This window comes from Acidocella aluminiidurans (genome assembly GCF_055383125.1).
On sequence record NZ_AP031589.1, the window covers coordinates 2,747,780 to 2,774,058 of the forward strand.

At 66.0% G+C, this 26,279-nt stretch carries 23 protein-coding genes; 6 read left to right on the forward strand and 17 right to left on the reverse strand.

The annotated features are described in order from the left end of the window. Positions 1-87: 87 nt before the first annotated feature. The 7 genes from ACZ46S_RS13540 to ACZ46S_RS13570 all read right to left on the reverse strand — a co-directional run bounded on the left by ACZ46S_RS13540 (position 88) and on the right by ACZ46S_RS13570 (position 8,218). Positions 88-1,677, reverse strand: coding sequence for a gamma-glutamyltransferase family protein (locus tag ACZ46S_RS13540; protein WP_464062131.1), 1,590 nt, complete (start codon positions 1,675-1,677; stop codon positions 88-90). A 57-nt stretch (positions 1,678-1,734) separates the two neighbouring features. Then, a complete protein-coding gene (locus tag ACZ46S_RS13545) occupies positions 1,735-2,505 on the reverse strand; it encodes an amino acid ABC transporter ATP-binding protein (protein ID WP_464062132.1) in 771 nt (256 codons plus the stop codon). 2 nt (positions 2,506-2,507) lie between these two features. Next, positions 2,508-3,257 (reverse strand): amino acid ABC transporter permease, encoded by a 750-nt coding sequence (locus ACZ46S_RS13550; protein WP_464062133.1) that lies wholly within the window; start codon positions 3,255-3,257, stop codon positions 2,508-2,510. Between the two features lie 18 nt (positions 3,258-3,275). Beyond that, complete coding sequence (locus ACZ46S_RS13555) at positions 3,276-4,112, reverse strand: ABC transporter substrate-binding protein (RefSeq protein ID WP_464062134.1); 837 nt, start codon at positions 4,110-4,112, stop codon at positions 3,276-3,278. Positions 4,113-4,341: 229 nt separating this feature from the next. After that, positions 4,342-5,508, reverse strand: coding sequence for an AI-2E family transporter (locus ACZ46S_RS13560; RefSeq protein ID WP_464062135.1), 1,167 nt, complete (start codon positions 5,506-5,508; stop codon positions 4,342-4,344). A gap of 75 nt (positions 5,509-5,583) precedes the next feature. Then, positions 5,584-6,165 (reverse strand): chalcone isomerase family protein, encoded by a 582-nt coding sequence (locus ACZ46S_RS13565; protein WP_464062136.1) that lies wholly within the window; start codon positions 6,163-6,165, stop codon positions 5,584-5,586. A gap of 184 nt (positions 6,166-6,349) precedes the next feature. Further along, positions 6,350-8,218 (reverse strand): ABC-F family ATP-binding cassette domain-containing protein, encoded by a 1,869-nt coding sequence (locus ACZ46S_RS13570; RefSeq protein WP_464062137.1) that lies wholly within the window; start codon positions 8,216-8,218, stop codon positions 6,350-6,352. 89 nt (positions 8,219-8,307) lie between these two features. Between ACZ46S_RS13570 and ndk the strand changes: the two genes are divergently transcribed. Next, positions 8,308-8,730 (forward strand): nucleoside-diphosphate kinase, encoded by a 423-nt coding sequence (ndk, locus tag ACZ46S_RS13575; protein ID WP_008493965.1) that lies wholly within the window; start codon positions 8,308-8,310, stop codon positions 8,728-8,730. Between the two features lie 49 nt (positions 8,731-8,779). Here the strand turns inward: ndk and ACZ46S_RS13580 are convergent, their stop codons facing one another. Beyond that, positions 8,780-9,100, reverse strand: coding sequence for a hypothetical protein (locus tag ACZ46S_RS13580; protein WP_464062138.1), 321 nt, complete (start codon positions 9,098-9,100; stop codon positions 8,780-8,782). After that, a complete protein-coding gene (locus tag ACZ46S_RS13585; protein WP_464062139.1) occupies positions 9,097-10,161 on the reverse strand; it encodes an NAD(P)-binding protein in 1,065 nt (354 codons plus the stop codon). The genes ACZ46S_RS13580 and ACZ46S_RS13585 overlap by 4 nt, the downstream gene beginning before the upstream one ends. Positions 10,162-10,331: 170 nt before the next feature. On the opposite strand from ACZ46S_RS13585, the gene ACZ46S_RS13590 reads away from it, so the two are divergent. After that, a complete protein-coding gene (locus ACZ46S_RS13590; RefSeq protein WP_008493969.1) occupies positions 10,332-10,823 on the forward strand; it encodes an Lrp/AsnC family transcriptional regulator in 492 nt (163 codons plus the stop codon). Continuing rightward, entirely contained in the window at positions 10,816-11,727 is a 912-nt protein-coding gene (locus ACZ46S_RS13595; RefSeq protein WP_464062140.1) for a cytochrome c oxidase assembly protein, read from the forward strand. Before ACZ46S_RS13590 ends, ACZ46S_RS13595 begins: the two co-directional genes overlap by 8 nt. Before the next feature lie 45 nt (positions 11,728-11,772). On the opposite strand, the gene ACZ46S_RS13600 is transcribed toward ACZ46S_RS13595, so the two are convergent. The 6 genes from ACZ46S_RS13600 to lptF all read right to left on the reverse strand — a co-directional run bounded on the left by ACZ46S_RS13600 (position 11,773) and on the right by lptF (position 19,039). Continuing rightward, positions 11,773-12,546, reverse strand: coding sequence for a DeoR/GlpR family DNA-binding transcription regulator (locus ACZ46S_RS13600; RefSeq protein WP_464062141.1), 774 nt, complete (start codon positions 12,544-12,546; stop codon positions 11,773-11,775). A gap of 147 nt (positions 12,547-12,693) precedes the next feature. Continuing rightward, positions 12,694-13,272 (reverse strand): YqaA family protein, encoded by a 579-nt coding sequence (locus tag ACZ46S_RS13605; protein ID WP_464062142.1) that lies wholly within the window; start codon positions 13,270-13,272, stop codon positions 12,694-12,696. 6 nt (positions 13,273-13,278) lie between these two features. Continuing rightward, positions 13,279-14,574, reverse strand: a complete 1,296-nt coding sequence (locus ACZ46S_RS13610) for a peptidylprolyl isomerase (protein WP_464062143.1) — start codon at positions 14,572-14,574, stop codon at positions 13,279-13,281. Beyond that, positions 14,571-16,820 (reverse strand): LPS-assembly protein LptD, encoded by a 2,250-nt coding sequence (locus ACZ46S_RS13615; RefSeq protein WP_464062144.1) that lies wholly within the window; start codon positions 16,818-16,820, stop codon positions 14,571-14,573. The genes ACZ46S_RS13610 and ACZ46S_RS13615 overlap by 4 nt, the downstream gene beginning before the upstream one ends. A 3-nt stretch (positions 16,821-16,823) precedes the next feature. Beyond that, positions 16,824-17,936 (reverse strand): LPS export ABC transporter permease LptG, encoded by a 1,113-nt coding sequence (gene lptG, locus ACZ46S_RS13620; protein ID WP_464062145.1) that lies wholly within the window; start codon positions 17,934-17,936, stop codon positions 16,824-16,826. Next, positions 17,933-19,039, reverse strand: a complete 1,107-nt coding sequence (gene lptF / locus ACZ46S_RS13625; protein WP_464062146.1) for an LPS export ABC transporter permease LptF — start codon at positions 19,037-19,039, stop codon at positions 17,933-17,935. Before lptF ends, lptG begins: the two co-directional genes overlap by 4 nt. A gap of 244 nt (positions 19,040-19,283) precedes the next feature. Here lptF and ACZ46S_RS13630 point away from each other — a divergent pair, with 244 nt between their 5' ends. Beyond that, entirely contained in the window at positions 19,284-20,603 is a 1,320-nt protein-coding gene (locus ACZ46S_RS13630) for an aspartate aminotransferase family protein (protein ID WP_464062147.1), read from the forward strand. Positions 20,604-20,699: 96 nt separating this feature from the next. Continuing rightward, on the forward strand, positions 20,700-22,151 hold the full coding sequence (gene purF / locus ACZ46S_RS13635) for an amidophosphoribosyltransferase (RefSeq protein WP_464062148.1): 1,452 nt from the start codon (positions 20,700-20,702) through the stop codon (positions 22,149-22,151). Between the two features lie 98 nt (positions 22,152-22,249). Here purF and ACZ46S_RS13640 read toward each other — a convergent pair whose 3' ends face one another. Beyond that, positions 22,250-23,914 (reverse strand): methyl-accepting chemotaxis protein, encoded by a 1,665-nt coding sequence (locus ACZ46S_RS13640; protein ID WP_464062149.1) that lies wholly within the window; start codon positions 23,912-23,914, stop codon positions 22,250-22,252. A gap of 138 nt (positions 23,915-24,052) precedes the next feature. Here ACZ46S_RS13640 and ACZ46S_RS13645 point away from each other — a divergent pair, with 138 nt between their 5' ends. Beyond that, positions 24,053-25,114 carry a glycosyltransferase family 4 protein gene (locus ACZ46S_RS13645; protein WP_464062150.1) on the forward strand — a complete coding sequence of 354 codons (1,062 nt, stop codon included), beginning with the start codon at positions 24,053-24,055 and terminating at the stop codon, positions 25,112-25,114. On the opposite strand, the gene ACZ46S_RS13650 is transcribed toward ACZ46S_RS13645, so the two are convergent. Beyond that, positions 25,023-26,273 carry an O-antigen ligase family protein gene (locus ACZ46S_RS13650; protein WP_464062151.1) on the reverse strand — a complete coding sequence of 417 codons (1,251 nt, stop codon included), beginning with the start codon at positions 26,271-26,273 and terminating at the stop codon, positions 25,023-25,025. The genes ACZ46S_RS13645 and ACZ46S_RS13650 overlap by 92 nt on opposite strands. Between the last annotated feature and the right edge of the window lie 6 nt (positions 26,274-26,279).

Below are 26,279 nucleotides of genomic sequence, written 5' to 3' on the forward strand. Positions count from 1 at the left end.
GCGCCGCAAAATCACTCTTATAATAAGTAACGCCGCGTCATCTCTGACGCGGCGTGCAAGTCTCCGGGGCTTGTGGTCTGGCCGGGCTCAGTACCCCAGCGCGCAGCCATCCTTGCGCGGATCGGAGCCGCCGATCAGGATCCCGCGCTCACGGTCGATCTCGATCACCTGGCCGCCGCCATGCGCATCCGCCGCCGGCACCATTTTGTGGCCCATCGCGGCCAGCGCCTCGCAGGTTGCCTGGGGAATGCCGCGCTCCGCCTCGACCTTGCCCGCATAAGGGAAAATACGCGGCAGATCCAAGGCGGCTTGCGGGTCCATGCCGTAATTCAGCATGTTGGAGAGCACCCAGCTCTGCCCCATCGGCTGATACTGCCCGCCCATCACCCCGAACACGAAGCGCGGCAGCCCGTCCTTGCAGGCCATGGCGGGGATGATGGTGTGCATCGGCCGCTTGCGCGGCGCCACCTGGTTGGGGTGGCCCGGCTTGGTGCTGAAGGAGAAGCCGCGATTATGCATCACCACGCCGGTATTGCCGGCGACGATGCCCGAGCCGAAGCTCTGGAAGATCGAGTTGATGAAGCTGCAGCAATTGCCGTCCTTGTCGACGACGGTGATATATATCGTATCCTTGTGCGCGTGCCCGGCCGGCGGCAGCGTGTCCAGCGCCCGGTCGTCCTGGATCAGCCCGCGCAGCGCCGAAATATAGCTGTCGCTGAGCAGATGCTCCACCGGCACATCCACCTGCTTGGGGTCGGCCAGGAAGGCGTCGCGGTCGCGATAGACCAGCCGCGCCGCCTCCAGATGCCGGTGGATGCGCAGCACCGAGAGCGGGTCCCCGGCCGGGGCGAAGCCATCCATGATCCCCATCAGCATCAGCGCGATGATGCCCGAGCCGTTCGGCGGGCATTCCCACACATCATGCCCGGCGAAGGGGCGCGAGACCGGGGTGACGAATTCCGCCAGGCTCAGCCCGTCGGCAAAATCCTCCTCGGTATGGAAGCCGCCACGGGCGCGCAGATCCTTCACGATCTCGGCGGCGATCGGCCCGGTGTAAAACGCCTTGGCGCCGTCCTTGGCGATGGCGCGCAGCGTCGCGGCCAGCTGCGGGTTGCGCATCACCGTGCCGGTGGTGGGCGCCTGCCCATCCTTCAGAAACAAGGCGGCCTCGTGCTGTCTCAGCTTCGCCAGCACATCCGGGTCGGCCCAGTCATCGGCGACGCGCGGCGCCACCACATAGCCCTCCTCGGCGAAGCGGATCGCCGGGGCCAGCAGCTCATCCAGCCCCATGCGCCCATGCGCCTTGACCAGCGCCTCCCAGCCGGCGACGCCGCCGGGAATGGTGACGGCATGCGGCGAGCTGTTCGCGTAAGCGGAAAGCCCCTGGGCGGCCAGCGCCTCCAGCGAAAGCCCGGCCGGGGTGCGGCCGGAGGCGTTCATCGCGATCACCTTGCCGCTGCCGGCGGGCGAATAGAGGCAGAACAGATCCCCGCCCACGCCGGTCGATTGCGGCTCCACCACCGCCAGCACCGCGGCGGCGGCGATGGCGGCATCCATCGCATTGCCACCTGCTTTCAGCACCTCGATGGCGGTGAGGCTCGCTTGCGGCATCGAGGTCGCGGCGATGGCGTTGGTGGCATAGATCGGGCTGCGGCCCGGCGCGTGGAAGTCCCGCATTCTGTGTCTGTCCCTGAATTTTTTGTGAGAGAAGAGTGTCGCGCCCGGCGCGCGGCGTCAATGCAGCACGGCGCCGAGCAGCCTTTGCGTCACCGGATGGCTGGGCGCGCCGAATATCTGGTCCGGCGGCCCCTGCTCGATGATTTTGCCCTGCGCCATCACCACCACCCGGTCCGCGACCTGGCGGGCGAAGCCCATCTCATGTGTGACCACCACCATGGTCATGCCCGATTGCGCGATCTCGCGCATCACCGCCAGCACCTCGCCGACCATCTCCGGGTCCAGCGCCGAGGTCGGCTCATCGAACAGCAAAATCGCCGGGTTCATCGCCAGCGCCCGGGCGATGGCCACGCGCTGCTGCTGCCCGCCGGAAAGCTCGGAAGGATAAGCCTCCTCCTTCTCCGCCAGCCCGACGCGCTTGAGCAGGGCCCGCGCCTGCGCCAGCGCCTCCTGCTTTGCCACCTTGCGCACCAGCAGCGGCGAGATGGCGATGTTGCGCAGCACATTCATATTGGCGAACAGGTTGAAACGCTGAAACACCATGCCGACATCGCGCCGTTGCACGGCAATGTTGCGCTCCCGGTCCTCGATCAGCCGGCCGCCGATTTCCCGGTAGCCGATCATCTTGCCATTCACCATGATCCGCCCATGCTCAATCGTCTCGAGATGGTTGATGCAGCGCAGAAGAGTGGTTTTGCCCGAACCCGAAGGCCCGATCAGCACCACCACCTCGCCGCGCTTCACGGTGAAATCAACATTATCCAGGATTTTGTTGGAGCCGAAATATTTATCGACATTCTGCATATCGACCAAAATATCATCCGCCATGCTCAGGACTCCGCCGCCGCCATCGCCTGGATGCGCAGGATTTTCGATTTACGGCCCAGCCGCAGCCGTTTTTCCACCCAGCCCATGAACAAGGTCCAGGCGCTGGTGAGGATGAGGAAATAGATGCCGAGCACCGCATAAAGTTCGAAGGTGCGGAAGGTGGCGGAATTGATCGTCTCCGTCACCAGCAGCATTTCCGAAACGCCGATGACGCTGACCAAAGTGGTGTTCTTCAGCAGAATATTGAACTGGTTGCCGATCGGCAGCAAAATCACCCGCAGCGCCTGCGGCAGCACCACATGGCGCATCAGCATCATGGGCGGCATGCCCAGGGCTTTTGCCGCTTCGGTCTGGCCCTTATCCACCGCCATGATGCCGGCGCGGAAAATCTCCGCCATGTAGGCGCCCTCATGCAGCCCCAAAGCCAGAATGCCGGCCTGGAGGTTGCCGGGAATCGTCACACCGGCGAAGCTGATGTCCGAGAAATGCATGATCCCGGCCGCCGCCAGGCCGGTATAGATGAACACGATCTGCACCAGCAGCGGCGTGCCGCGCACCGCCCAGATATAGAGGCTGGCGATCGCGCGCGGCACCCGTCGGCGCGAGAGCCGCAGCTGCGCGAACAGCAGCCCCAGCACCAGGCCGATGATCTCGGCCGAGACCGCCATGGCGACGGTCAGGCCCAGCCCGACCAGGAAGGCGCTGCTCGGTGTGAGCAGCTGAGCCCAGAAATAAGACCAGTCGAAATGCACGGGATCAGACCTGAAGGATCAAGGCTGCGGCGGCATCGGCGCGTCCAGCACGTCGGACGCCAGATCCCATTTCTTGAAGATGGCGGCGTAGCTGCCATCCTTCATCATGTCGGCAAGCTGTGCCGCGAAGGCATCGCGCAGGCCGGGCTCATTCTTCCTGGTGGCGATGCCGGTGAGAATCTTGAAATAAGGCGCGCCGCCGGTGACGAATTCCCCAGGCGCGGTCTGGTTATAATACCGCCCGATCTCGTAGGACACGCCATAGGCCGCCACCTGGCCGAATTGCAGCTGCTGCAGCGCATCGGTGTTGGAGGGGAAGTCGACGATGTTGATCAACGGCTTGCCCGCCGCCTTCAGCTTGTCGTTCTCGGCCTGCAACAGCACCGTCGCGGTGGTGCCGGTGACACTCGCCACCTTCTTGCCGGACAGCCCCGCGAGATCATCGACCGTCGGCATGCCTTTCTTGAACAGGATGATCTCCTGTGAATACATGTAGGGGACCATATCCACCACCTGCAGCCGCGCCGGCTTGATGAATAGCTGGGAGATGATCGCATCGCAGGCGCCGGCCTGCAAAGCCGGGATCAGCCCGGAAAACGGCGTGTTCACCCATTTCGCCGTCAGCCCCAGCCGCTTGGCCAGCGCGTCGCCCAGCTCGATATCCGCACCTTGCGGCTGCTGCTGGGCATTGACGAATTCCATCGGCGGCTGGCTCAGCGAGCTGCAGAAGGTCAGCGTCTTGCTGCCGGTGATGCTGGCGGGCAACCCATCCGCCCGCGCGCTCACGGGAACGAGACAGGAGGATGCGAGCATCAGGCCCAACGCCACGCCGGTGAGTTTATCGAACATCGCCATTCCAATCATCTCCATGACACGAAATCGCCCGCTGCCGCCCAGGGGCGGGCAGGTCTTGAGAGGCGCATGGTGATGATGAAGACAACGGTATACAATCACAATTTTAGGCAAAAACGCAGCGCTCAAACGTTGCCTGCACACGGATTCGTCGGCGTGCGGGTGTTTTCAGCTTGTCTTGCTCATGATTGCGCCCAGGCCGTCCGGCGCAGGGCAGGCGGGTTTAAAATATTCAACGCGCCGTGGGTTGCTTTGGCATATGCGCCGCCGGGTCGCCCTCCAGCTCCTCCGCCACCGGGTTGATCGGGCCGGGGCGCGAGCCCACCCATTCCCGCCAGACCAGGATCAGCGCCGTCATCACCGCCGGGCCGATGAACAGCCCCACCAGCCCCCAGGCCGAAACCCCGCCCAGAATACCCAGCAGCACCCATAGAAACGGCACCCGCGCCGCCCCGCCGATCAGCACCGGGCGGATGAAATGGTCGGCGACGAAAGTGACGATGACGCCGATCACGACGATGCTGATCGCCGCCGCCAGGCTGCCCGTCGCCAGGATCACCAAAGCCACCACCGCGATCGCCACCGCCGCCCCGAACGGCACCATCGCCAGAATCGCGGTGAGCAGCCCGAACAAGGTGGCGTGCGGCACATGCGCGATGAAATAGGCCGCGCCCAGCACCACGCCCTCGCCCAGCCCCACCAGCACCAGCCCGTTCACCGTGCCATGCACGGAATTGACGATCTGCCGGCCGATATCCTCGCCCGCGCTGCCAAAGGCGCGGCGGCTGGCCACCAGCACCTGGTCGATGATGTATTCGCCATCGCGCAGGAAAAAGAACAGCCCGAGCAGGGTGAAGCCGAACAGCACCACCCGATGCACCGTCTCCTGCCCGAAATGGCTGAGCAGCTTCGCCCCGCCGCCCTGAATGGCGCCATGGGTGAGGGTGGAAATCTGCCCCGGCTGGCCGATTTTCTCGTCCCACAGCGAAATCAGCGCCCCGCCATGCGGCAGCTGGCTGAGAAAGGCGGGCGGATCGATGCCGTTCTGCTGCACCTGCATCCACCATTCGCGCGCCGCATGCGCGTCCATCGAGAACGGGGTGGCGATGACAATAACCGGCACCACGAACACCACCACCACGGCCAGCACGAAGAGCGCCGGCAGCAAAACCCGCCGATGCCCGGGCCAGCGCGCGGCGCTCCGGCGGAAGGCCGGCCACAGCGCGATGGAAAAAATCGCCGTCCAGGCCAAGGCGGGGAGAAACTCACGCAAGGTGAACAGCCCGGCCATGGCCAGCAGCGCCACCGCGGCGAGGCTGCAATAGCCTTGGGTCCGGCTCATCCCCGCCTGCCCCTCGCGCAGCCAGGTTCCGGCCGGGGCGGCGTTGTCTTCCGTCATGTCGGTGTCATCTCCACAGATCCTCGTCTCTATCTGAGACAAGGCGCGGAAAAATCAATCAGGGCAATATCCGCTCTAACCCGTCTGGCCGAGCAGCGCGCGCTTCAACCCGGGGGCCTGCACATGCGGGCCGATGAACATGGCCAAAATCAATTTGGCGAAGTTCGGATCCGCGATCTGGCCGAGATATTGGCTGTTCTCATAGGCGTCGGCCTCGTCGTGCTGGAAGATGAACGTCACCGTCTCGCCGGCGGAAACCGCGTGCAGCGAACCGAGAAACCGGCTCAGCTCGGCTTGGTTGAGGCTGCACGGGGCCTGGCAGTTCGCCGCCAGCCCGGTGGCCCAGGCCTTGCGGACCTGCGGCGCGGCGACATTATGCACAAAATGCAGCTGCAGGATTTTCGGCGAGTCGGAATTCAGGATATCGGCGGCGTTGCGGCTCGGATGCGTCAGATACAGCCCGGCGACATAGATATGCACGTGAAACAGCGAATAGGTGCGCAGACCCATGCCGTTGAGCTGCAATTGGCGCGTGCCCAGCGTCTGGCTGTCCGGCAATTGCACGCCGGCCATCTCGGCGGCGCGCGCCTGCAGGCCAGTGAAGCAGCTCAGAGCGAAAACGGCCGCGGCGAGGCGGGCTTTGCTGAAGCGGATCATCCGCACCCCTATAGGAGATTTTCGCCCGGCGCGGCGCGCGAAAAAACGCTGTCTTACCGGATCATAATGTCCTGGTACGGCTGCATTCACCTGGTGCGAGGGTCTGTCTGATTTTGGCGCGAGAGGGGTCAACACCCGCCCGCCTTATTTATGTTTTGGCACATCAACCCAAACGCCTATTGGTCTAGGCCGCCGCTTCCAGCGCTTCCGCCGCCGCCAGCCAGGCCAGTTCCGCATCCTCGATCTCGCCTTTCAGCTGTCCCAGCCGCAGCGTGATCTTGCTGAGCTCGGCGGCCTTGGAGGCCGCGTAAATCCCCTGATCCGCCAGCTTGCCCTCCAGCAGCGCCTTTTCCGCCGTCAGCTTGTTCAACGCGCTCTCCGCCGCCTTCGCCGCCTTTTGCAGCGGCGCCAGGCGGGCGCGGGCCTGGGCGCGCTCGGCCTTGTCGTTCTTTTTCTCCTCGGCCTTCTTCGCCTGGGCGGGGGCGGCGCGTTCGGACATGGTGGCGGCATAGGCGGCAAGATCGCCCTCAAACGGCGTCACCTTGCCTTGTCCCACCAGCAGCAGCCTATCCGCCGCCAGCTCGACGATATAGGGATCATGGCTGATCAAAATCACCGCCCCCTCGAAATCCGTCAGAGCCTTGATCAGCGAATCCCGTGCATCGATGTCGAGATGGTTGGTCGGCTCGTCGAGGATCAGGAGATGCGGGGCATCGCGCGTCGCCAGCGCCAGCAGCAGCCGGGCCTTCTCGCCGCCTGACATCTGGCCGACCGGCGTATTCACCCGGTCCGCATCCAGCCCGAAGCGCGCCGCCTGCGCCCGCAGCTGGGCGGGGAGTGCTTGCGGCAGCGCGCGGGCGAGATGGTCATAGGGCGTGTCGCTCAGCACCAGATCATCTTCCTGATGCTGGGCGAAATAGCCCACGCGCAGCCCCTTCACCCGGAATTCCCGCCCGCGCAGCGCGTGCAAGCGCCCCGCCAGCAGCTTCGCCAGCGTGGATTTGCCGTTGCCGTTCTGGCCGAGCAGCGCGATGCGGTCTTCCATATCGATCCGCAGCGAGACGCCGCTCAGCACCGCCTTGCCGTCATAGCCGATATCCACGCCTTCGAGCTGCAGCATCGGCGGCGGCAATTCTTCCGGCGAGGGGAAGGAGAAGGGCACGGCTTGCGCCTCCACCACCGATTCAATCTGCGGCAGTTTCTCCAGCGCCTTCAACCGGCTCTGCGCCTGGCGGGCCTTGGTCGCCTTGGCGCGGAAACGGTCAACAAAGGCCTGCATATGGGCGCGCTGGGCGGCCACCCGCTCGGCCGCCCTGGCCTGCTGCATGGCGCGCTCGGTCTTGATCCGCACGAATTCCGCGAAACCGCCGGGGGTGAGGTTGAGCTTGCCGCCCTCCAGATGCACCGTCGCCTCCACCGCCTTGTCCAGAAGCTGGCGGTCATGGCTGACCAGCAGGATGGCGCCGGGGAATTTCTGCAAATAGCCTTCCAGCCAGAGGGTGGCCTCCAGATCCAGATGGTTGGTCGGCTCATCCAGCAGCAGCAAATCCGGCTCGGCGAACAACACCGCGGCCAAGGCCACGCGCATGCGCCAGCCGCCGGAATAGGAACTCATCGGCCGCGCCTGCCACTCCTCGTTAAAGCCCAGCCCGGCGAGGATGCCCGCCGCGCGGGCGGGGGCGCTGTCAGCCTGGATGGCCAGCAGCCGCTCATGGATTTCCGCCAGCTTTTCCGCAGGTGTGGCGGGGTTTTCGGCGGCTTCCAGCAGCCCCGCGCGCTCGGTATCGGCGGCCAGCACCACCTCCAGCGGGGTGATCGTCCCGCCCGGCGCTTCCTGCGCTACATAGCCAAGCCGCACACGGTTGCCGAGCATCACCTTGCCGCCATCCGGGCGCAGCACCCCGGCGATCAGTTTCAGCAGCGTGGATTTGCCCGCCCCGTTGCGGCCGATCAGCCCGACATGCTTGCCCTCATCCAGCAGCAGCGCGGCATGCTCCAGCAGCGGCCGGCCGGCGATGGAGAAGGACAGGTCTTCAAGGCGCAGAACACTCATGGGCTTCCCTGTATATTAACCCGCCAGGGCTTGCTACGCCTGGGCCGCCCGGCTATTGCGCGCGCAACATTCTTAGGAAAGCGAGTATCATGGCCACTGAGCGCACCCTCTCCATCATCAAGCCGGACGCGACCCGCCGCAACCTGACCGGCAAGATCAACGCCAAGTTCGAAGAGGCCGGCCTGACCATCGCCGCCTCCAAGCGCCTGCACCTGACCAAGGCCCAGGCCGAGGCGTTCTATGCCGTGCATGCCGCCCGCCCGTTCTTCAACGATCTGGTCTCCTTCATGATCTCCGGCCCGGTGGTGGCGCAGGTGCTGCAGGGTGAGAACGCGATCGCCAAGAACCGCGAGATCATGGGCGCGACCAATCCGGCGAACGCCGAGCCCGGCACCATCCGCAAGGAATTCGCCGAGTCGATCGAGGCGAACTCCGTGCACGGGTCCGACAGCCCGGAAGCCGCCGCGCAGGAAATCTCCTTCTTCTTCGCGGCGATCGAGATCGTCGCGTAATCTGCCTTCGGGCTGAGACGATAAAACCCGCCGGGTCGCCCGGCGGGTTTTATTTTGACTGGTCTCTGGCGGTGTCTTTGGCCTGACGCCGGGCGCGCCAGCCATCCCAATGCGCCTGAATCCAGCCCACCCCCACCAGGGTGGCGCGGCGCACCGGGGGAATATCCTCGCCCACCAACAGCGCGCCCAGCGGCAGCATCCACAGCCCCAGCAGCGGCAGGAAGCTGAACACCCCGCCCAGCATCAGCAGCCCCCCCAGCGGCAGCCGCACCCAGCGGGCCTGCGGGCGCAGCAGCCATTCATAGACACGGCGAAAACGCTGCGGCAGCGCATTCAGCAGCCGCTCCAGCCGCGGGTCGTGCCCGCTCACGGGCGGATATCGACGCTCAGCCGCGCATCGTCGGGCGGGGTTTTCAGCCCGTGCAGATCGATGCTCAGCCGCTGCCCGGCCCGCAAGCTCACCCAGCGCCGATACAGCACCGCCTCCCCGGCGCGGATGCGCAGCAGCCCCTTCACCGGCGCCACCGGATGCACCAGCAGCCGGCCGCGCAGCGGCACCACATGCGCCAGCAATTGCGGCGTGACCCGCGCCACGCCGTCGCCGGGCAGGACCTCCAGCCCGCCCTCCCAGGAGGGCAGCCCGCCTTCCAGATCATCCGCGATATAATCGCCGACGCGGCGCCCCGCCCCGGCGGCATCGCCCTGGCCCGGGATCGCTTCCACCACATCCCCGGCGGCGAAATAGGCGGGGTCGGTGCAGCGGCCATATTGGTCCTGGATCAGACCGGAGGCGTCCCAGCCGAGATGGCTTTGCCGGGCCAGACCGGCCTCCGGCATCCAGCAGCCGGAGAGCAGCACGCCATCGCAGGCGAGGCTGCCGCCATCCGAAAATCGTAGCGCTTCGATTTTTGCGCCGGATTCGGTCGGCGCCGGCCAGCGCTTCTCGAACAGCCTGATCCTGTATCGTAGCGCTGCGATTTTTAAGCCCAGCGAAGCGCGCTCCCCCGCCGCGCTGGCCAGCAGCCCCGCCGGGCGCAGGCCGAGACGGGCACAGAGCGCCAACGCCTCCGGCGCGCGCGGCGAGAGGCCGAGAAGTGCTGGGCGCTGGAAGGGCAACGGCGCGCCGGGGATGAGCGCATCAAGCGTCAGCGCCCCCGGCCAGGGCGGCTCCTGCCGCGCGCCCATCGCCAGCAGCACGCGCCGGGCGCGCAGCCGGGTTGGCCCGTCCGGCGCCGCGATCTCCAGCACGCCATTTGGGTGCAGGGCCCGCACCTCATGCCCCAGCCGCAACTCCACCCCTGGCAGAGGCCGCGGCAGCGCCACCGCGCCACGGCGCTCCAGCAGCAGGATCCGCCGCACCCCGCGCGCCTGCAGCCGCCGTGCCGCCGCCATGCCAGCCTCTCCGGCGCCGATGATGGCGGCGTCGATCATGCGCCCGGCGCGCTTTGTGTCATCATGCCCATGCCGCCATCAGGGCCCGGTTTGCCGCGCGGCGTCAACCAACCGGCGGATTTCCGCCCGGCCTTGGTTGAAAAGCGAAACTGCCCATGGCCAAATAGACCAACGCAATTATATTGCGTGAAACCTGACCCGGATTATGCATGCAGACCGAGACCGACGCCCTCATCCTCGACGAAATCGACCGCAAGATCCTCGCGGAATTGCAGGAGGATGGGCGCATGACCAATGTCGAGCTGGCCAGGCGGGCAGGCATCTCGCCACCGCCCTGCCTGCGCCGGGTGCGCCGGCTGGAGGAGGCCGGCTATATCAAGGGCTACCATGCCGATACGGACGGCCATAAGCTGGGCTGGCAGATCGCGTTTTTCGTCGTCGTCGGGCTGGAGAGCCAGAAGCTCTCGGTGCTGGAGGCGTTCGAGGCCTTCGTCGCCGGCTGGCCGGAGGTGCGCGAGTGCCACATGATCCGCGGCGGCGGGGATTTCCTGCTGAAGCTGGTGGCGCGCGACGCGGCGCATGAAAACCAGCTTACCCAGCGCCTGACCAACGCCCCCACCGTGGCCCGGGTGCAGACGCTGCAGACCATCCGCACCAGCCGCGCCCTCTCCGGCGTGCCGATGGACCGGCTGCATGGCTGAGGCGGGGCTCATCCTCCTGACCATCCTGGTGGGGGGGATGTGCGCCTATATCCCGGCCGAGCTGCCGTTTCTGCTGCCCTTCGTCTTCAACCCGATCATCTTTCTCGGCTGTCTGCTGCTGGGCTTCTGGTATCAGCGCGGGCTGCGCCGGGGGGCGGAAAGGCCCGGCCCGGTGCGGCGGGGATTTTTCTGGCTCGGGCTGCTCGGCACCTGGTTCGTGCTGCAGACGCATTTCGAATATCTCGCCCAGCATATGTTCTTCCTCAACCGCGCCCAGGCGCTGATGCTGGGGATGATCGCGCCGTTCTGCGCCGGCATTTCCTGGCCGGGGGCGGTGCTGGCGGCGGGGACGCCGGACCGGGTTGTGGCCGCAGCGCGCCGGCTCTGGCGGCCTTTGCGCCCGCTCACCCACCCGCTGGCGGCGATGGCGGTGTTTCTGCTCAGCGCCGATATCTGGCTGATCCCCGGCGTGCATTTCGCCGCGATGATCGACCCGTTTCTGTATGGGGTGATGAATCTCTCCTGCCTCGCCGGCGGGGTGCTGTTCTGGATGGTGGTGCTGGACCCGCGGCCGAAACCGCCTTGCCGGTTCTCCTACCTCGCCAGGGCGGGCACCGGGTTTTTCGTGATGTTTCCGCAGATCGCCATCGGCGCCTATATCGCGCTGACCGGGCGGGATCTGTTTTCCTTCTACGAGCTGTGCGGGCGGCTGTTCCCGAGCATTTCCTCCGCCCATGACCAGATGCTGGGCGGGATCATCGAATGGATCCCCTCGGGCATGATGAATGTGGCGGCCCTGATCATCACGCTGAATGCGCTGCGTCTGGCGGAGATGCAGGTGGATGCGACGATCGAGGCGCCGAAAGGGGCGAAGATCTATGAGGCGAAATGGACCGGACGCTGAAATAAACAAAAGTTTTTTGGTGCCGCGTTTTTTTCACATATGGCTCTAACCGGTTTCCTCCGCCACCAGCAGCCGGACATTATGGCTGTTCAGGCTGCTTGCCAGAGTCTCGGGTGGCGGGGCGTCGGTGACCAGCGTGCCGATCTGCGTCCAGCTGGCATAGCGTGTGGCGAATTGCTGGTTGAACTTGCCTTGGTCCGCCACGACGATGGATTTGGCGCTGCGCCCGAGCATGGCGGCATTCACCGCCGCGGTTTCCGCCAGGGCGTTGTTCGGGCCGTCCTGATCCACGCCGCTGGCGCCGAGAATGACGTAGTCGGCATAGAGATTTTGCAGGAAGACGATGGCATGGCCGCCGAACACGCAGGCTTCCGCGGCATGATAGAGGCCGGGGATCAGCATCACCTCGATCGAGCTGTTGCTGGCAAGCGCCGCGGCGACCCCGCAGGAATGGGTGGTGACCATGATATTGTCGAGCCGCGCGGCGATTTCGCGGGCCACATGCTCGACCGTGGCGCCGCTGCCCAGCAGCAAGGAGCGTGCATCCCCCACGAGCCTGGTGGCGGCCTGCGCGATGCGCCGGCGTTCCTGCAGATTGATCAGCTTGCGTTCGGCGATGGCGGGCTCGCTGCCCTGCGGGCGTACCGCACCGCCATAGGTGCGGTTGAGCAGCCCGGCCTCGGTCAACTCATCCAGATCCCGGCGAATGGTTTCGGTTGAGACTTGCAAGGACAATGCCAACTCAGCCACACGCAGGCTGGGGGCTTGGCCGAGCGCATCGAGAATCTTGGCTTGCCGGTCTCGCTTCTCCTGCCTCATTCCATCACTCGCTGAGATTGCGCGTTAGTATGATTGCTGAGTCGGAATTATGCAAATATTGGAATTACAATAAATTTGTTCGGGTCTTGTTAGGGCGTCTCAATAATTAAGACGAGCTGGGGGAAAATACCCAAATCCCTCATCAGATCACGCGAATTTGAGAATTAAAAAACCACCAACAAGGATGATCGCGAACAGGGCCGTTAACAATCCCAGCCGTTTTTCGATAAAAACCCGTGCGGGATCGCCGAACAGGCGCAGCAGAATCGCCTCCAGAAAGAACCGGACACCGCGCGTGATCAGGCTCAGCCCCATGAACAGCCAGAAATTGAACTTCGCCGCCCCGGCGGCGATGGTGACGATTTTATACGGGATCGGCGTCAGACCCTTCACCAGAATGATCGCCGCGCCGTAGGTGGCGAATTTCTGCTGAAAGGCCGCGAAGGCGGCATCGTAATGGTAGAAATGAATGATCGGCTGCGCCAGCTTGACGAACAGCGCATAGCCCAGCGCGTAGCCGATGGCGCCGCCGAGCACGCTGCCCAGCGTCGCGATCGCGGCGAACAGCAGAGCCCGGCGGGGCGTCGCCAGCGCCATGGGGATCAGCAGCACATCCGGCGGCAGCGGGAAGATGCTGGCCTCCGCCATCGCCACCAGAAACAGCCAGAGCGGGGCCAGCGGGCGGGCGCTGAGATCCAGCGCCCAGTCATATAAGCCGCGGAGCATGCCGGATCAGTTGGTCTGCAGGATCACGGAGCGGTGGCGCAGCTGGTCCATCATCTGCTCGGATTCCAGCTGCACGCGCCGGTCGACGATCATGTTGGCGATCTGATCGTCCGGCGGCAGCTGGGCCTTTTCCTGGGTGCGGCTGCAGATCATCACCACCGAGACGCCAGCGGCCTCCACCAGCGGCCGGCTCAGCGTGTTCAGCGGCAGATTGGCGAGAATCTGCTGGAATGCCGGCGGGGTGACGGTGGCGAGATTGACCGGGCCGGGATTGGCCGGATGCACATTGCCGTAAGACGCGTTCAGCGCTTCCACCGCCGCGCAGCTCTTGGCCTGCTGCGCCTTGGCCATGAAGGCGTTGATGAAATTGATCTGCACCGGGCCGAGCTGGCCGCCGCTGACCGGCTGCGGATATTGCCCATAGGCCTGGCGCATATCCAGGATGGTCTGCAGCTGGTTGCCCTCGTCATGCTTGGCGATCAGCTGCACGATCTCGAAGCCGCCGGGCACGCGGATCGGGTTGGAGATCGCGCCGATGGGCATGATCTTCACCGTCGCCGCCACTTGCGGGTCGAGCTGGCTGAGCTGCACGAAGCCCTCATCGCCGCCGGCGAGGGCGGTTTGCGCCTGGGAGAACTGCGCCGCGACGATCGGGAAGGGCGCACCCTTATGCAGCTGCTCGATCACGGTGTTGGCGAAATTCTGCGCCGGGGTCTCGTCGCTGGGGTCGGTGACGGGGATGAAGATTTCGGCGAGATGATATTGGGTGGCGCCAAGGCTGGCCTGCAAGGCGGTCTTCTGCGCCGCCAGATCGCCGGGGGTGGGCTGCAGCCCCGGGCCCAGCACCTTATGCAGCACCTGCTGCCAGCCGAGCGAGGTGCGGATCTGCGCCAGCAGCGTGGAATAGGGCACGCCGGCCGCCTCCAGCTTGCTCTGCAGCCCGCCCGGGGCCATGCCGTTGCCCTTCTCGATATTGGAGATGGCGTTTTCCACCTCCTCATCGGAGACATTGATGTTGAGCTTGTCGATCTCCTGCTGCTGCAGGGTCTGGTCGATCAGCTGCTTGGTCACTTGCGGGGCGAGGCGGGCGATGAGCTCCGGCGTTGGGTGGATGCCCATGGTCAGGGCCAGCAGCTGGGCGCGCGCGGCGACGTCCTGAGTGGTGATGACCTGGCCGTTGACCACGGCGGCCATGCCGACGGCACCGGGGGCCGCGATGGGCGCCGGGGCGGGAGCCGGTTGGGCCAAGGCCGGGGCGGTGCAGACCGTGGCGAGAAGGGCGGCGCGGAGCAGACATTTCATAGGGCGTTGAATCCGACGGTTCCAAGGGTTTTGAAATTGAACTGCAGGAGCACCGCGGTGCTGCCATTGTCCAGGTTGAATGAGGTGAAGCGCTTATAGAACAGCAGGTTGACGCCGAAACAGTCATTCTGCCAGCCGATATCGGCATTGACGACGTCAAACTTCCCGGTTTTCAGGTTGCGCTGGCCGCCGCCGGAGAGGTTCCATTGGCCGACCTGGCTGGAGACATTCAGCGTCGCTTCCTGGCGCGGGGTGAAATAGGCGGCCGGCGGGTTCAGCGTGTCCACCTCGCCCAGCACGGTATTGTCGTACAGCGCGTAGGGGTTGGTGCTGGTATAGAGATAGCCGCCGGAGACGCGCAGCTTGGCCGGGCCGAAATTCGCGGTGACATCGGTCATCCGGTTGCCCAGGCTCGTATGCGAGAAGCGGCCGCGATAGGTGACATTGAACCAGCTGGTCGGCGCCACCACGGCGCGGGCGACGATGTCCGAGGCATTGTCGGTCAGGCCGGAGGCGGGGAGATAGACCGAGTCCTTGTGGAAGCGGTAGGACTGGCCGATCAGCCCGTCCAGCGTCATGCCGCCGGGCAGATACCAGGCAGCATGCATGGCGTAATCCACCCGCGAGCCGCCTTCCAGCCGGTCGATCCCGGGATAGCGGTTGAGGGCGAACAGATTGGCGTCCGAGAATTCCAGATCCAGGCTGTCCTCGTTCGGGATGCGGTCATTCTGCGAAATCCCGATATTCGGCGAGGCGACGAGCTGGACGATCGGCTCGATCAGCTGGCTGCCCCAGCGCGCGGTCGGGCGCATCAGGGGCCAGCGCAGCATCACCGCGCCGTAGGGCTGGGCGCGGCCGATGCTCGCCTGCTGGTCCTCGCTGTAATTGGGCTGCTGGTTCAGCTTGTCGGCATTGTAATAGGCGGCGTCCAGCTGCAGCCGCGCGGTGCCGATGATGCCGGCCGGCAGGGTGAAGGGGATGGAATAAGAGGGGATGAAGGCGAGGCGGCGGGTATTGGTGCCGACATCGCGCATCACGTTGAAGAAGCTGGTATCGATCTTCAGCGTGCCGTTCAGCGGCCCGCTCGGCGGCGAGACGTAATGATACTGCGCATATGGCCCGACGATCGGCAGCTCGCTCTGATTCACCGAGGCGACCAGGCCCTGATAGGTCTGCGCATCGATCCGCGCATAGGAGCTGGCGGTGAAGCCCTCCAGGAAGACGTTGCTCTCCAGATAGGAGGCGTTGGGCAGGATCGAGAAATCGTCGAGATATTGCGGGTTGGAGGCGCGGTTGAAGGAGAAGCCGTCGCGCCAGTTCTGGTTCAGATCGAAGGTGCCGTTGGCGAAGACGCTGTCGCCGAATTCGCCGCGATCCCGGCCGCCGGAGAGCTTCACATCGAGATAGCCCTGGTTGAAGGCCTCGCGGAAATGCGCCTTCAGCGCCGGGCCCTGCTTGGTGGCCAGCACCGGGGTGAGGGTGACATCGGCGGTTTTGCCCAGGGTGAGATAATAGGGGATGACCGCGAAGGCGCCGAGCTGCGAGGTGGCGCCGCCGCTGGGGATCAGGAAGCCGCTCTGGCGTTTCACCGAGGGGTCGGGCTCGGACAGATAAGGCAGCCAGAATACCGGGATGCCCTTCATCAGCAGCGTGGCGTCGCGGAACTCGATCATTTTATGTTCGAGGTCGCGGGTGGCGCTGGTGGCGCGGATCGCCCAGGTCGGCGGGGAGCGAGGATCGCTCTTGCAGAGATCGCAGGCGGAATAGACCGGCTTCGACAGCTCATCGAGCTTGGCATCGTAGCGCCGGCCGCCATTGGCGATGATGCGGGCATTCTGCGCCAGCCTTGCGGCCACCGCCTCCATCACCCCATCCTTCATGTTGTGCGAGAGCACGACATGCTCGGCATAGACGGTGTTGCTGCCGTCCGGCTGGGTCAGCACCACATGGCCGTCGGCGGTGACGACATTGGTGGCGCGGTTGATCGTCACCTTGTCGGCATGCAGGGTCTGGCCGTTCTGGATGGCGACGACATGGCCGGTGGCGGTGATGATCTTGCCGGTTTTGTCATAGGACAGGCTGTCGGCGGTGAAGCTCACCGGGGCGTTTTTGTCCCCCGAGGCGGACGAGCCGGTGGCGAGCGCGCCGATGGATTGGGCGAGCGCGGAACCACCGAGGGCCGTGGCGGCGGCGCCGCTCAGAGCGGTGGTGGCGAGCAGGAGCAGAAACTTGCCGGTGCGGGTCATGCTTCAGCCATCTTCCAGATGCAGCAACAAGGCAAGCGCCAAAAACAATCCGGCCAGCGCCGGGGCCCAGGCGGCGAGGCTGACGGGGATGGCGCCGGAGGTGCCGAACTGGTTGGCGACCTCGGAGATCATGAACAGGGCAAATCCGAAACTCACGCCTGAGACCAGCATGGTTCCCGCCCCGCCGCGCCGCGAGGGGCGCATGGAAAACCCCGCCGCGACCAGCGCCATGGTGGCGCAGAGCAGCGGCAGGGCCAGCAGCGTCTGGAAGGCCAGCTCATGCTGGGTGGCGGAGAAGCCGGAGCGCTTGAGCAGATGGATGAAGCCCGGCAGCGCCCAGAAGGAGAGGGCGTTGGGCGAGGCGAAGCTTTCCTGCACGCGGTTGACGGTGAGGTCCGTGGGGAAATTCATCTCCGCCACCAGCTGCGGGGCTTGGTCGGGTTTCAGCACCGAGACATTTTTCAGCGTCCAGTTGCCGCTGGAGAGGGTGGCGCTGCGCGCTTCCAGCCGTTCCAGCAAGCTGGTCTGCGGGTCCAGCCGCAGGATCGAGACCTGGTCGGCCGCCAGTTCGCGGCCCTTCAGCGTCACATCGTTCGCGTGCAGCACCGCGATGCCGCCGGGCACCAGCCCGCTATCGCTCTGGCGCACCCAGAGCGAGCCGCCATTCAGCGAGAGCGGCCCGCCGGAGGGTTTCAGATAGGCATTATAGATCTGCTCGCCGCGCCCATACATCAGCGCCGAAAGCGGGCTGACCAGGGTGGTGCAGACCAGCCCGAGCGCGCAGGCGGCGAGTACCGGGGTGGAGAGGAACTGCCAGGCGGAGATGCCGGCGGCGCGCGCCACCACCAGCTCGGAGGAGCGGGCCAGGCGCCAGAAGGCGTAGATGCCGCCGAGCAGCACCGCGAAGGGCATGATCTGCATCATGCTCCACGGCAATCGCAGCGCTTCGATTTCCAGGATGACGCCGAAGCTGGCGGCCGGCGCGGTGGCGGATTCGCGCAGCAGCTCGAGAAAATCGAACAAGGCGACCAGCCCGGTGAGCGCGGCGGTCATCGCCAGCACGGCGATGGCGAAATGCCGGCCGAAATACCAGGACAGCGTGAGCGGAAACCTCATGCCCGCGGCGCACCCTGGCGCAGCAGCAGATAGAGCGAGACCAGCACGGGGATGATCGCCCAGACCCAGATCAGCGGCAGCAAGGCGAGGTTGCGGGCGGCGAGGTTGTTCACCCCCAGCCCCAGCGCCACCAGGGCGGTGACGATGACCACGGCGCCGATGATGCGGGTGATGCCGCCATGGCGGCGGAAGGTGCCGCCAAGGGCCGCCACCAGCGCCACCAGCGTATAGCCGAGGGTGGAGAGCGGGGCGGTGAGGCGGCGCTGCGCCTCGACGATCCATTTCGCGCGGTCCCCGGCCTCCATCGTCACGGGCGGGTGCAGCAGCGCGCCCAAAGGCTCCTCGGCGGCGTCATTATCCACCGGCCCGCCTGCATGCGCGGCCTGGGCCAGAGACAGGGTGTTGCGCTCGAAGGTCAGCATGTCCAGCTGGCCGGTCTTCGGGTCGATCTGCTCGCGCGAGCCATTTTCCAGCACCACCACGGGGCCTTGCGCGGTGGTGATCAGCTCGCCGGTGCGCGCCAGGATGGTCGCCGGCGCGTTGGGGTCGCGGTTATCCTCGATGATGATCCCCTTGAGCCCGCCGGCCGGGTCGCGGGACTGCACATAGACCATGATATTCGCCGAAACCGGGGTGAACACCCCGGGCTCCAGCAGGAAGGCGGCGATCTGGTTGCGGATTTCGTACTGATAGGTGCGGAAGCTGGAGAGCGTGGCCGGCACCGCGCCCAGGCTCAGCCCATAGCCCAGCAGCGTCACCGCCAGCGCCAGCGCCAGCGCCGGGCGGGCGAGCTTGAGGTCCGACAGGCCGATGCCGCGCATGATGGTCAGCTCACGGTCGCCGGAAAGCCGGACATAGATGAACAGCACCACGATGAAGCAGGTGATCGGCAAAATGGTGGAGAGGAAGCTCGGCACCAGCAGCGCCGTCAGCTTCACGAACACGAACGGGGAGAGCCCGTGGCTGACGATGATCTGGATGAAGCGCAGCGACTGGGTCAGCCAGATCAGCGCCACCAGGCCGGTGGTGACCAGGGCCAGCGCCAGCGCCAGCTGGCTCAGCACATAACGGTCCAGACGATGGAAAAAGGGCACAGCGCGCATCTCGGCTGCATCTCTGGCCGGGCGCGGGGGCAATGGCAAGACTGGGTGTTGCAGTTGGAACATGCCGTGACAAAACAGTCAGGAAATGGCAAAATTTTGCTTTGCACATGCCACAAAAAATCGTTGTATTTACCACAATGCAATAAGGTGGCGAAATAATGTGCTGTGCGGGCACGTCCGCGGTTTATCTGACGGATGGCGGAGTTTGCGGGGTTGTGACAGGTCCAACACTTAAGGTTGCGTTATGGCACGGGTGAAGGCGATTGCGCGTCCGCGCCTGGTGCCGACGGACGATATGGAGGCGCAGGCCGGCCGCCTCCAGGCCCGGCTGCGCCGCTTCGGCTCCCCCGCCGCCTTGCATTACGACAAGCCGGTGGAAATCGTGCGCGGCGATGGCGCGCTTTTGTTCGATGTCGCCGGCCAGCCTTATCTGGATTTTCACGCCAAGGGCGTGCTGGTCGGGCATGGCAACCCGGATATCGCCTCCGCCGTCGCGGCGCAGACCGCGCGGTTGAACGTGCAGACCCGTTATCTGCACGAGCTGGTCGATGTTTATGCGGAACGGCTGCTGGCGCTGTTTCCCTCGCCGCTGGACAATGTGGTGATGACCAATTCCGGCAGCGAGGCGATGGATCTGGCGCTGCGCACGGCCCGGCTGGTGACCGGCCGGCAGGGGGTCATCGTCACCCGCGGCGCCAGCCATGGACGCACCAGCGCGGCGGCGGAGATCTCGCCGCTCTTCGCGCCGCGCGGTCTGCCGGCCTATGTGCGCACCATCCCGGCCCCCAACCCGGCGATGGCCGGCAACCAGAAATTGTCGGCCTGGTTCGCGGCGCAGGTGCGCGAGGCGGCCCAGGCCCTGGCCGCCAGCGGCGCCGGCGTGGCGGCGCTGGTGGCCGACAGCGTTTTCGCCTCCGATGGCGTCTTTACCGATCCGCCGGGCTTTCTGGCCGAGGCGGCGGAGGCGGTGCGGGCTGCCGGCGGTCTGTTCATCGCCGATGAGGGCCGCGCCGGATTTGGCCGCGTGGGCGGCGTCATGTGGGGATTTGCCCGGCATGAGATGGTGCCGGATATCGTCGTGCTCGGCCGCGCCCTGGGCAATGGCTACCCGGCCGGCGCCATGCTCACCCGGCCGGATTATCTGACCCGCGCCGCCGAGGAGGCGCCGTTTTTCGCCAGTTTCGGAGCCAATCCGGTCGCCGCCGCGGCCGGCCAGGCGGTGCTGGAGACGATCGCCGAGGAAGGGCTGCTGCGCCATGCCGCCCGCGCCGGCGAGCATCTTCGCCGCGGCCTTAACAGCCTGGCGAAGAGTTTCATGCGCCTCGACATGGTGCGCGGGGCCGGGCTGATTCTGGGCGTGGACATCGCCAATCCGGAAAATGGCGAGCCGGACCCCGCCGGGGCGCGGCAGGTCGTCAATATGATGCGGCAGAATTTCATGCTGCTCGGCATTGGCGGCGCCTATGGGCAGACCGTGAAACTCTGTCCGCCGCTCTGTGTCAGCCTGGCGCAGCTGGATCTTTTCCTGGAAAATTTCCGCGCCGTGCTCTCGGCGATGGGCTGAGCCGCACCGGCCGGGGTACGCCTATGCGTGCCGATGCCTCGACATCTGGCTGTCACATCGCTAGTTGGAGCGCGGGATCAGCAAGGCGGGACTTCTATGATTGACGATGACAAGCCGCATGAGGAGTGCGGCGTTTTCGGCGCCTGGAATGTGGCGGATGCGGCGGCGATCACGGCGCTCGGGCTGCATGCGCTGCAGCATCGCGGCCAGGAGGCCACCGGCATCGTCACCCATGACGGTGTGCGCTTCCATTCGCATAAGGGCCTCGGGCTGGTCGGCGATAATTACGGCGATGCCAAGGTGATGGCGGGGCTGCCTGGGGCGCGCGCCATCGGCCATAACCGCTACGCCACCACCGGCGACACCGTGCTGCGCAATGTGCAGCCGCTTTTCGCGGAATTCGAGTTCGGCGGCTTCGCCGTCGGCCATAACGGCAACCTCACCAACGCGCATACGCTGCGCAAGGCGCTCACCCGCCGGGGCTGCCTGTTCCAGTCCACCATGGACTCGGAAGTGTTCGTGCATCTGATCGCGATTTCGCTTTACGCCAATGTGGTCGATCGGCTGATCGACGCGATCAAGCAGGTGATCGGCGCCTATTCTCTGGTGGCGCTGACCAATGAGCAGCTGATCGGCGTGCGCGACCCGCTGGGCGTGCGCCCGCTGGTGCTGGGCAAGCTCTCCGGCGCGGATGGCAAGCCGGGCTGGGTGCTGGCCTCTGAGAGCTGCGGCCTCGATATCGTCGGCGCGGAATTCGTGCGCGACATCGACCCCGGCGAGATCGTGCTGATCGATGATAGCGGCGTGCAGAGCATCAAGCCCTTCGCGCCCACCAATCCGCGCTTCTGCGTGTTTGAATATATTTACTTCGCCCGCCCCGATTCGATCATGGAAGGCAATTCCGTCTACACCGCGCGCAAGAAGATCGGCGCGCAGCTGGCGCTGGAGGCCCCGGCCAAGGCCGATGTGGTGGTGCCGGTGCCCGATTCCGGCGTGCCCTCCGCCATGGGCTTCGCCGAGGCGGCGGGGGTGCCGTTTGAGCTGGGCATCATCCGCAACCATTATGTCGGCCGCACCTTCATCGAGCCGACGGATCAGATCCGGCATCTTGGCGTGCGGCTCAAGCATTCGGCAAACCGCGCCATGATCGAAGGTAAGAGCGTGGTGCTGGTGGATGATTCCATCGTGCGCGGCACCACCAGCAAGAAGATTGTGGAGATGGTGCGCCAGGCCGGAGCGAAGGAGGTGCATATGCGCATCGCCGGGCCGCCGACCACCCATTCCTGTTTCTACGGCATCGACACGCCCGAGCGCGGCAAGCTGCTCGCGGCGCGCAATTCCGTGGAAGAGATGGCCAAGCTGATCGGCGTCGACAGCCTCGCCTTCATCTCCATCGACGGGCTGTATAAGGCGCTGGGCAAGGAAGGCCGCGACCCGGCGGCGCCGGCCTTCTGCGATGCCTGCTTCACCGGCGATTATCCGATCTCGCTGACCGACAATGCCGAGACCCGCGAGGCGCGGCCCAGCCTGCTGGCCGAACTCAGCTAGAGCAATATGTGTTTAGGTTGACGCGCCAGCGTCAAAATAAACACATGAAATTGCTCGCTAAAACAAAAGCTAGAGCATCAAGCTAAAAGCTTGATGCTCTAGCGTGCAAGTGCAAGCGCAAGCGGACGGCGGGCGGCGGGTGCGGCAGAAGCGGGTGCCACGAGCTCGAACTGCAGCAGCAGGCCGTTCAGCTGTTTCGCCTGCGCTTCCAGCGTGTGGATCACCGCCGTCGCTTCCTCCACCATGGCGGCATTTTGCTGGGTCACCTGGTCCAGATCGGTCACCGCGCTGCTGACTTCGCGCAGGCTCGCCGCCTGCTGCACGGTTTTGCCGGAAATATCCTGCACCGCCTGGTCGATCTGCTTCACCTCGTCGACGATATGCCCCATCAGCCCGTTCACGTCGCGCACCAGCCTGACGCCGGTTTCCACCTCGGTGCCGGCATTGGCGATCAGCGCCTTGATCTCCTTGGAGGCATCGGCGGAGCGCTGGGCGAGGCTGCGGATTTCGGTGGCAACCACGGCAAAGCCGCGCCCCGCCTCGCCGGCGCGCGCCGCCTCCACCCCGGCATTGAGCGCCAGCAAATTCGTCTGGAAGGCGATTTCATCGATGACGCCGATGATTTCGGTGATCCTGGCGGAAGCGTCTTCGATCCGCTGCATCGCCGCGGTGGCCTGGCGCAGCACCTGGCCGGATTGATCCGCATGATCGCGCGCGCCGGTGGCGAGCCCCTGGGTCTGGGTGACGAAGGCGGCGGTGCTCTGCACCGAGCCGCTGATCTCATTGAGCGCCGCCGCGGTCTGCTCCAATGTCGCGGCCTGGCGCTCGGTCCGCTGGGATAGATCCTCCGAGGCCTGCATGATTTCCCGGGCACCGCCGGAGACCTCGTCCGCCCCGGCCTGGATCGCCTGCATGGCCTGCGAGAAGGTTTCGAAGGCCTGGTTGAGATCCGCCCGCACGCCCTCGAACGCGGCCGCCAGCCTGGTCGTCACACGGTGGCCAAGGCGGCCATTCGCCATGGCCGCCAACCCTTCGGAGAGGGCGTGCAGGGCTTCGCCCTGCGCGGCCGCGGCGCGGCGCTGCTCATCCTCGGCGATGCGCCGCTGGTCTTCGTAGCTCTGCCGTTGCTCCACCGCCGCAAGCGTATCGGCGGCGGCGGCCTCATTCAGCCGCCCCAGCAGGGCGAGGCCCCCGGCGAAGCTCGCCGGCATGCGGTTTTGCGTGGTCGCGTCGGTTTTCAGCACCCCGACATAGAGCACGCCGATCACCTCGCCGGCGGCGAGCAGCGGTTCGTAATAGCTGTAATAATCCTGGCCGAGGATCTGCGCCTCGCCCCGATAGGCGACCTTGCGGGTGAACAGCGCCTGATGCGCCGGGCCGGGGGCGAGCCTGGTGCCAACGGCCCGCTGCCCGTTCGGCTGGGTGACATTGGTGGCGATGCGCTCATCGCGCAGGAAAATCGTCGCGGTGCCGCCATGGGCGGCGCGGATGGAATCGACGATCTCGGTATTCCCATGCAGGCAGGTTTCGCCAAAAAACAGCTTGCCCTCCGCCAGCCGGGGCGGGCCGAGCTTGGCCAGGGCGGCGCGCAGCGCATCGATATTGCGGTCCAGCCCAAGCTGGGCGCGCACCGCCGCCTGCCGGGCGGTGGCCTCCGCCAACAGCCTGGAGAGGGCGCGCAGATCATCCCGCCGCTGGCGCTTGCACCACCAAACCCCGGCGGCCAGAGCCAAGAGTTCGAGACAAATCAAAGCGTATAGCATGCAAACCAGCCCCTTGTTGGGTTTCCGCCTGATTTTAATCGGCGCATGCTAAGCCGCTCTTAATGGGAATGCAGGATTTGCCCGGCCGCGCCGAACCGGATAACAGCGCCGCATTCATCCCAGAGGCGGGACGCCCAGATGCGCGTGTTACAGATCATGGCCGGGGCCAAGAATGGCGGCGCCGAGCTTTACTCCACCGACATCATGCTCAGCCTGCACGAGGCCGGGCTGGAGCAGCGCATCGTCATGCGCCGGGCGGCACCGCGCTTTGCCGAGCTGGCGCGCGCCGGGCTTTCGATGGCGCCCGAGGTGCTGGCCGCGCCCTTGCGCCCGCTGCAACGCCGGCGGCTGGCGCGGCTGATCCGCGATGACCGGCCCGACATCATCCATTGCTGGATGCGCCGGGCGGTGAGCCTGGTGGCGCCCGGCGCCGCGCCGGCGATCATCGGCTGGTACGGGGATTATGAGGAGCAGCAAAAGCATTTCTCCGCCTGTACGGATTTCATCGGGGTGACCCAGGATCTGGTCCGCCACGCTTATGCGAGCGGCGCCGCCCCCGGCAGCGCTTTCTACGTACCGACCTTCCCGTCGGTGGAAGAGGCCGCGCCGATTGCCAAGGCGGCCCTCGGCACGCCGCCTGAGCGCAAGGCGCTGCTGATCCTCTCCCGGCTGCATCAGGTGAAGGGGATCGACACCGCGTTGCACGCGCTGGCGCACCTGCCGGATTGCGATCTCTGGATCGCCGGCTCCGGCCCGGAGGAGGCGGCGCTGAAGGCGCTGGCGGCGCGGCTGGGCGTGGCCGAGCGGGCGAAATTCCTGGGCTGGCGCAATGATCGCGGGGCGCTGCTGCGCGGGGCGGATATCTGCCTGCTGCCCTCGCGCTACGAGCCCTTTGGCACGGTGATCCTGGATGCCTGGTCCACCGCCACCCCGTTCATCGCCTGCGAGTCGGACGGGCCGCGCGCCACCATCCGCAATGGCGAGAACGGCATGATGGTGCCCGCCGACGATCCCGCTTCGCTCGCCGGGGCGATCCGCGCGGTGCTGGACGATCCGGCTTTGCGCGCGCGCATCGCCCAGACCGGCCATGCCGAATATCAGGCCGGTTTCACCCGCGCGGTGGTGACGCGGCGGATGCTGGAGACGTACCAGGCGATTCTGGCCCGGCATGCAGCGCCAGCAGCATCGGCAGCCAGATAATATACCAGAGCGGCGAGGGGCCCTTGATCACCTGGGTCAGGTCCGACAGGCCGGAGACCAGCGGCACGGCGAGCAGCGCCAGCGCCAGGGCGCGCTGAAAGCCGCGCTGCCGGCGCAGCACCTGCCGGCAGAGCAGGACCTGGCAGAGCCCGTACAGCGCGAAGCCGACCAGCCCGCTATAGACCAGCAGCGAGAGATAGAGATTATGCGGGCTCGGATAGGCCGGGCAGGCGCCGTGCGGCAAAATCGGCAGCCGGGCGGAGGGGCCATAGCCGATCACCGGCTGCGCCAGGAACAGCCCCCAGGCGGTGCGCCAGATGGTGATATGGCAATCCGTGCCGCGGGCCAGGAAACTGCCGATTACCGCTTTCACCCAGACCGGGCGCATCAGCACCACGCCCGCCAGCGCCGCCAGCGCGCACAGCCCGGCGATGGCCAGGGCCCGGAAGGCGCGCCAGCTGCTCAGCCCCAGCATCATCACCCCCACCGCCAGCGAGAGCAAGGCGGTGCGGCTGCCATTCAGCGGCAGATAGGCCAGCATCGGCACCAGGGCGGCGGCGTAGAGCCAGCGCCTTGGCCCCGCCTCGGCGATCCGCCCCAGCGTCAGCAGCACGCAGATGACGATGACCGAGGCGCCCCAGACCGGGGTTTTCAGCGCCCCCCAGCCGCCGAGCCGGCCCGTCCAGTGGTCCTGCACCGCGAACAGCGCGATGGAGAGCAGCGCCGTCGGCACCGCGCAAAGGATGAAGGCGCTGACCGCGCGGCGGCGGGCGCTGGCATCCTGCCGGGTGGCGAAGTCGAAACAGAGCAGGAAGGCGAGGGTGCAGAGCGCATTCAGCAGCCAATAGCCATGGCCGTCCCCCTGGCCGGAAATATTGTGGTCCCAGGCGATGGTGAGGCTGGACCAGGCCCAGAGGGCGAGCATGGCCAGCAGCGGGCGGCATCCGGCATCCGGCCGGGCGCCGCGCCAGAGCTGCCAGCCGATGGTGGGCAGGCCGAGGATATAAAAGAAGGTGGACCAGGCGGCATTGCTGGGCAGCAGCAGCCCGGCCGCGAGGGTGAGCGGCAGCGCCAGGCGCGGTGTGAACAGAAAGCCAGGGTGCCAGCGTCGTCTACCGGCCTCAACAGGGTGCATCGCGGCTTTGGTGGGAAGATCCATGTGCGC

Bases quoted from the DNA above. Each gene is read 5' to 3' on its own strand.
- ACZ46S_RS13630 (WP_464062147.1), top strand. From the start codon at position 19,284: ATGGCACGGGTGAAGGCGATTGCGCGTCCGCGCCTGGTGCCGACGGAC.
- ndk (WP_008493965.1), top strand. From the start codon at position 8,308: ATGGCCACTGAGCGCACCCTCTCCATCATCAAGCCGGACGCGACCCGC.
- lptG (WP_464062145.1), bottom strand. From the start codon at position 17,936: ATGAGGTTTCCGCTCACGCTGTCCTGGTATTTCGGCCGGCATTTCGCC.
- ACZ46S_RS13540 (WP_464062131.1), bottom strand. From the start codon at position 1,677: ATGCGGGACTTCCACGCGCCGGGCCGCAGCCCGATCTATGCCACCAAC.
- ACZ46S_RS13560 (WP_464062135.1), bottom strand. From the start codon at position 5,508: ATGACGGAAGACAACGCCGCCCCGGCCGGAACCTGGCTGCGCGAGGGG.
- ACZ46S_RS13570 (WP_464062137.1), bottom strand. From the start codon at position 8,218: ATGAGTGTTCTGCGCCTTGAAGACCTGTCCTTCTCCATCGCCGGCCGG.
- ACZ46S_RS13565 (WP_464062136.1), bottom strand. From the start codon at position 6,165: ATGATCCGCTTCAGCAAAGCCCGCCTCGCCGCGGCCGTTTTCGCTCTG.
- ACZ46S_RS13595 (WP_464062140.1), top strand. From the start codon at position 10,816: ATGGCTGAGGCGGGGCTCATCCTCCTGACCATCCTGGTGGGGGGGATG.
- ACZ46S_RS13605 (WP_464062142.1), bottom strand. From the start codon at position 13,272: ATGCTCCGCGGCTTATATGACTGGGCGCTGGATCTCAGCGCCCGCCCG.
- ACZ46S_RS13610 (WP_464062143.1), bottom strand. From the start codon at position 14,574: ATGAAATGTCTGCTCCGCGCCGCCCTTCTCGCCACGGTCTGCACCGCC.
- ACZ46S_RS13650 (WP_464062151.1), bottom strand. From the start codon at position 26,273: ATGGATCTTCCCACCAAAGCCGCGATGCACCCTGTTGAGGCCGGTAGA.
- purF (WP_464062148.1), top strand. From the start codon at position 20,700: ATGATTGACGATGACAAGCCGCATGAGGAGTGCGGCGTTTTCGGCGCC.
- ACZ46S_RS13615 (WP_464062144.1), bottom strand. From the start codon at position 16,820: ATGACCCGCACCGGCAAGTTTCTGCTCCTGCTCGCCACCACCGCTCTG.
- ACZ46S_RS13640 (WP_464062149.1), bottom strand. From the start codon at position 23,914: ATGCTATACGCTTTGATTTGTCTCGAACTCTTGGCTCTGGCCGCCGGG.
- ACZ46S_RS13590 (WP_008493969.1), top strand. From the start codon at position 10,332: ATGCAGACCGAGACCGACGCCCTCATCCTCGACGAAATCGACCGCAAG.
- ACZ46S_RS13585 (WP_464062139.1), bottom strand. From the start codon at position 10,161: ATGATCGACGCCGCCATCATCGGCGCCGGAGAGGCTGGCATGGCGGCG.
- ACZ46S_RS13555 (WP_464062134.1), bottom strand. From the start codon at position 4,112: ATGGCGATGTTCGATAAACTCACCGGCGTGGCGTTGGGCCTGATGCTC.
- ACZ46S_RS13645 (WP_464062150.1), top strand. From the start codon at position 24,053: ATGCGCGTGTTACAGATCATGGCCGGGGCCAAGAATGGCGGCGCCGAG.
- ACZ46S_RS13600 (WP_464062141.1), bottom strand. From the start codon at position 12,546: ATGAGGCAGGAGAAGCGAGACCGGCAAGCCAAGATTCTCGATGCGCTC.
- ACZ46S_RS13545 (WP_464062132.1), bottom strand. From the start codon at position 2,505: ATGGCGGATGATATTTTGGTCGATATGCAGAATGTCGATAAATATTTC.
- lptF (WP_464062146.1), bottom strand. From the start codon at position 19,039: ATGCGCGCTGTGCCCTTTTTCCATCGTCTGGACCGTTATGTGCTGAGC.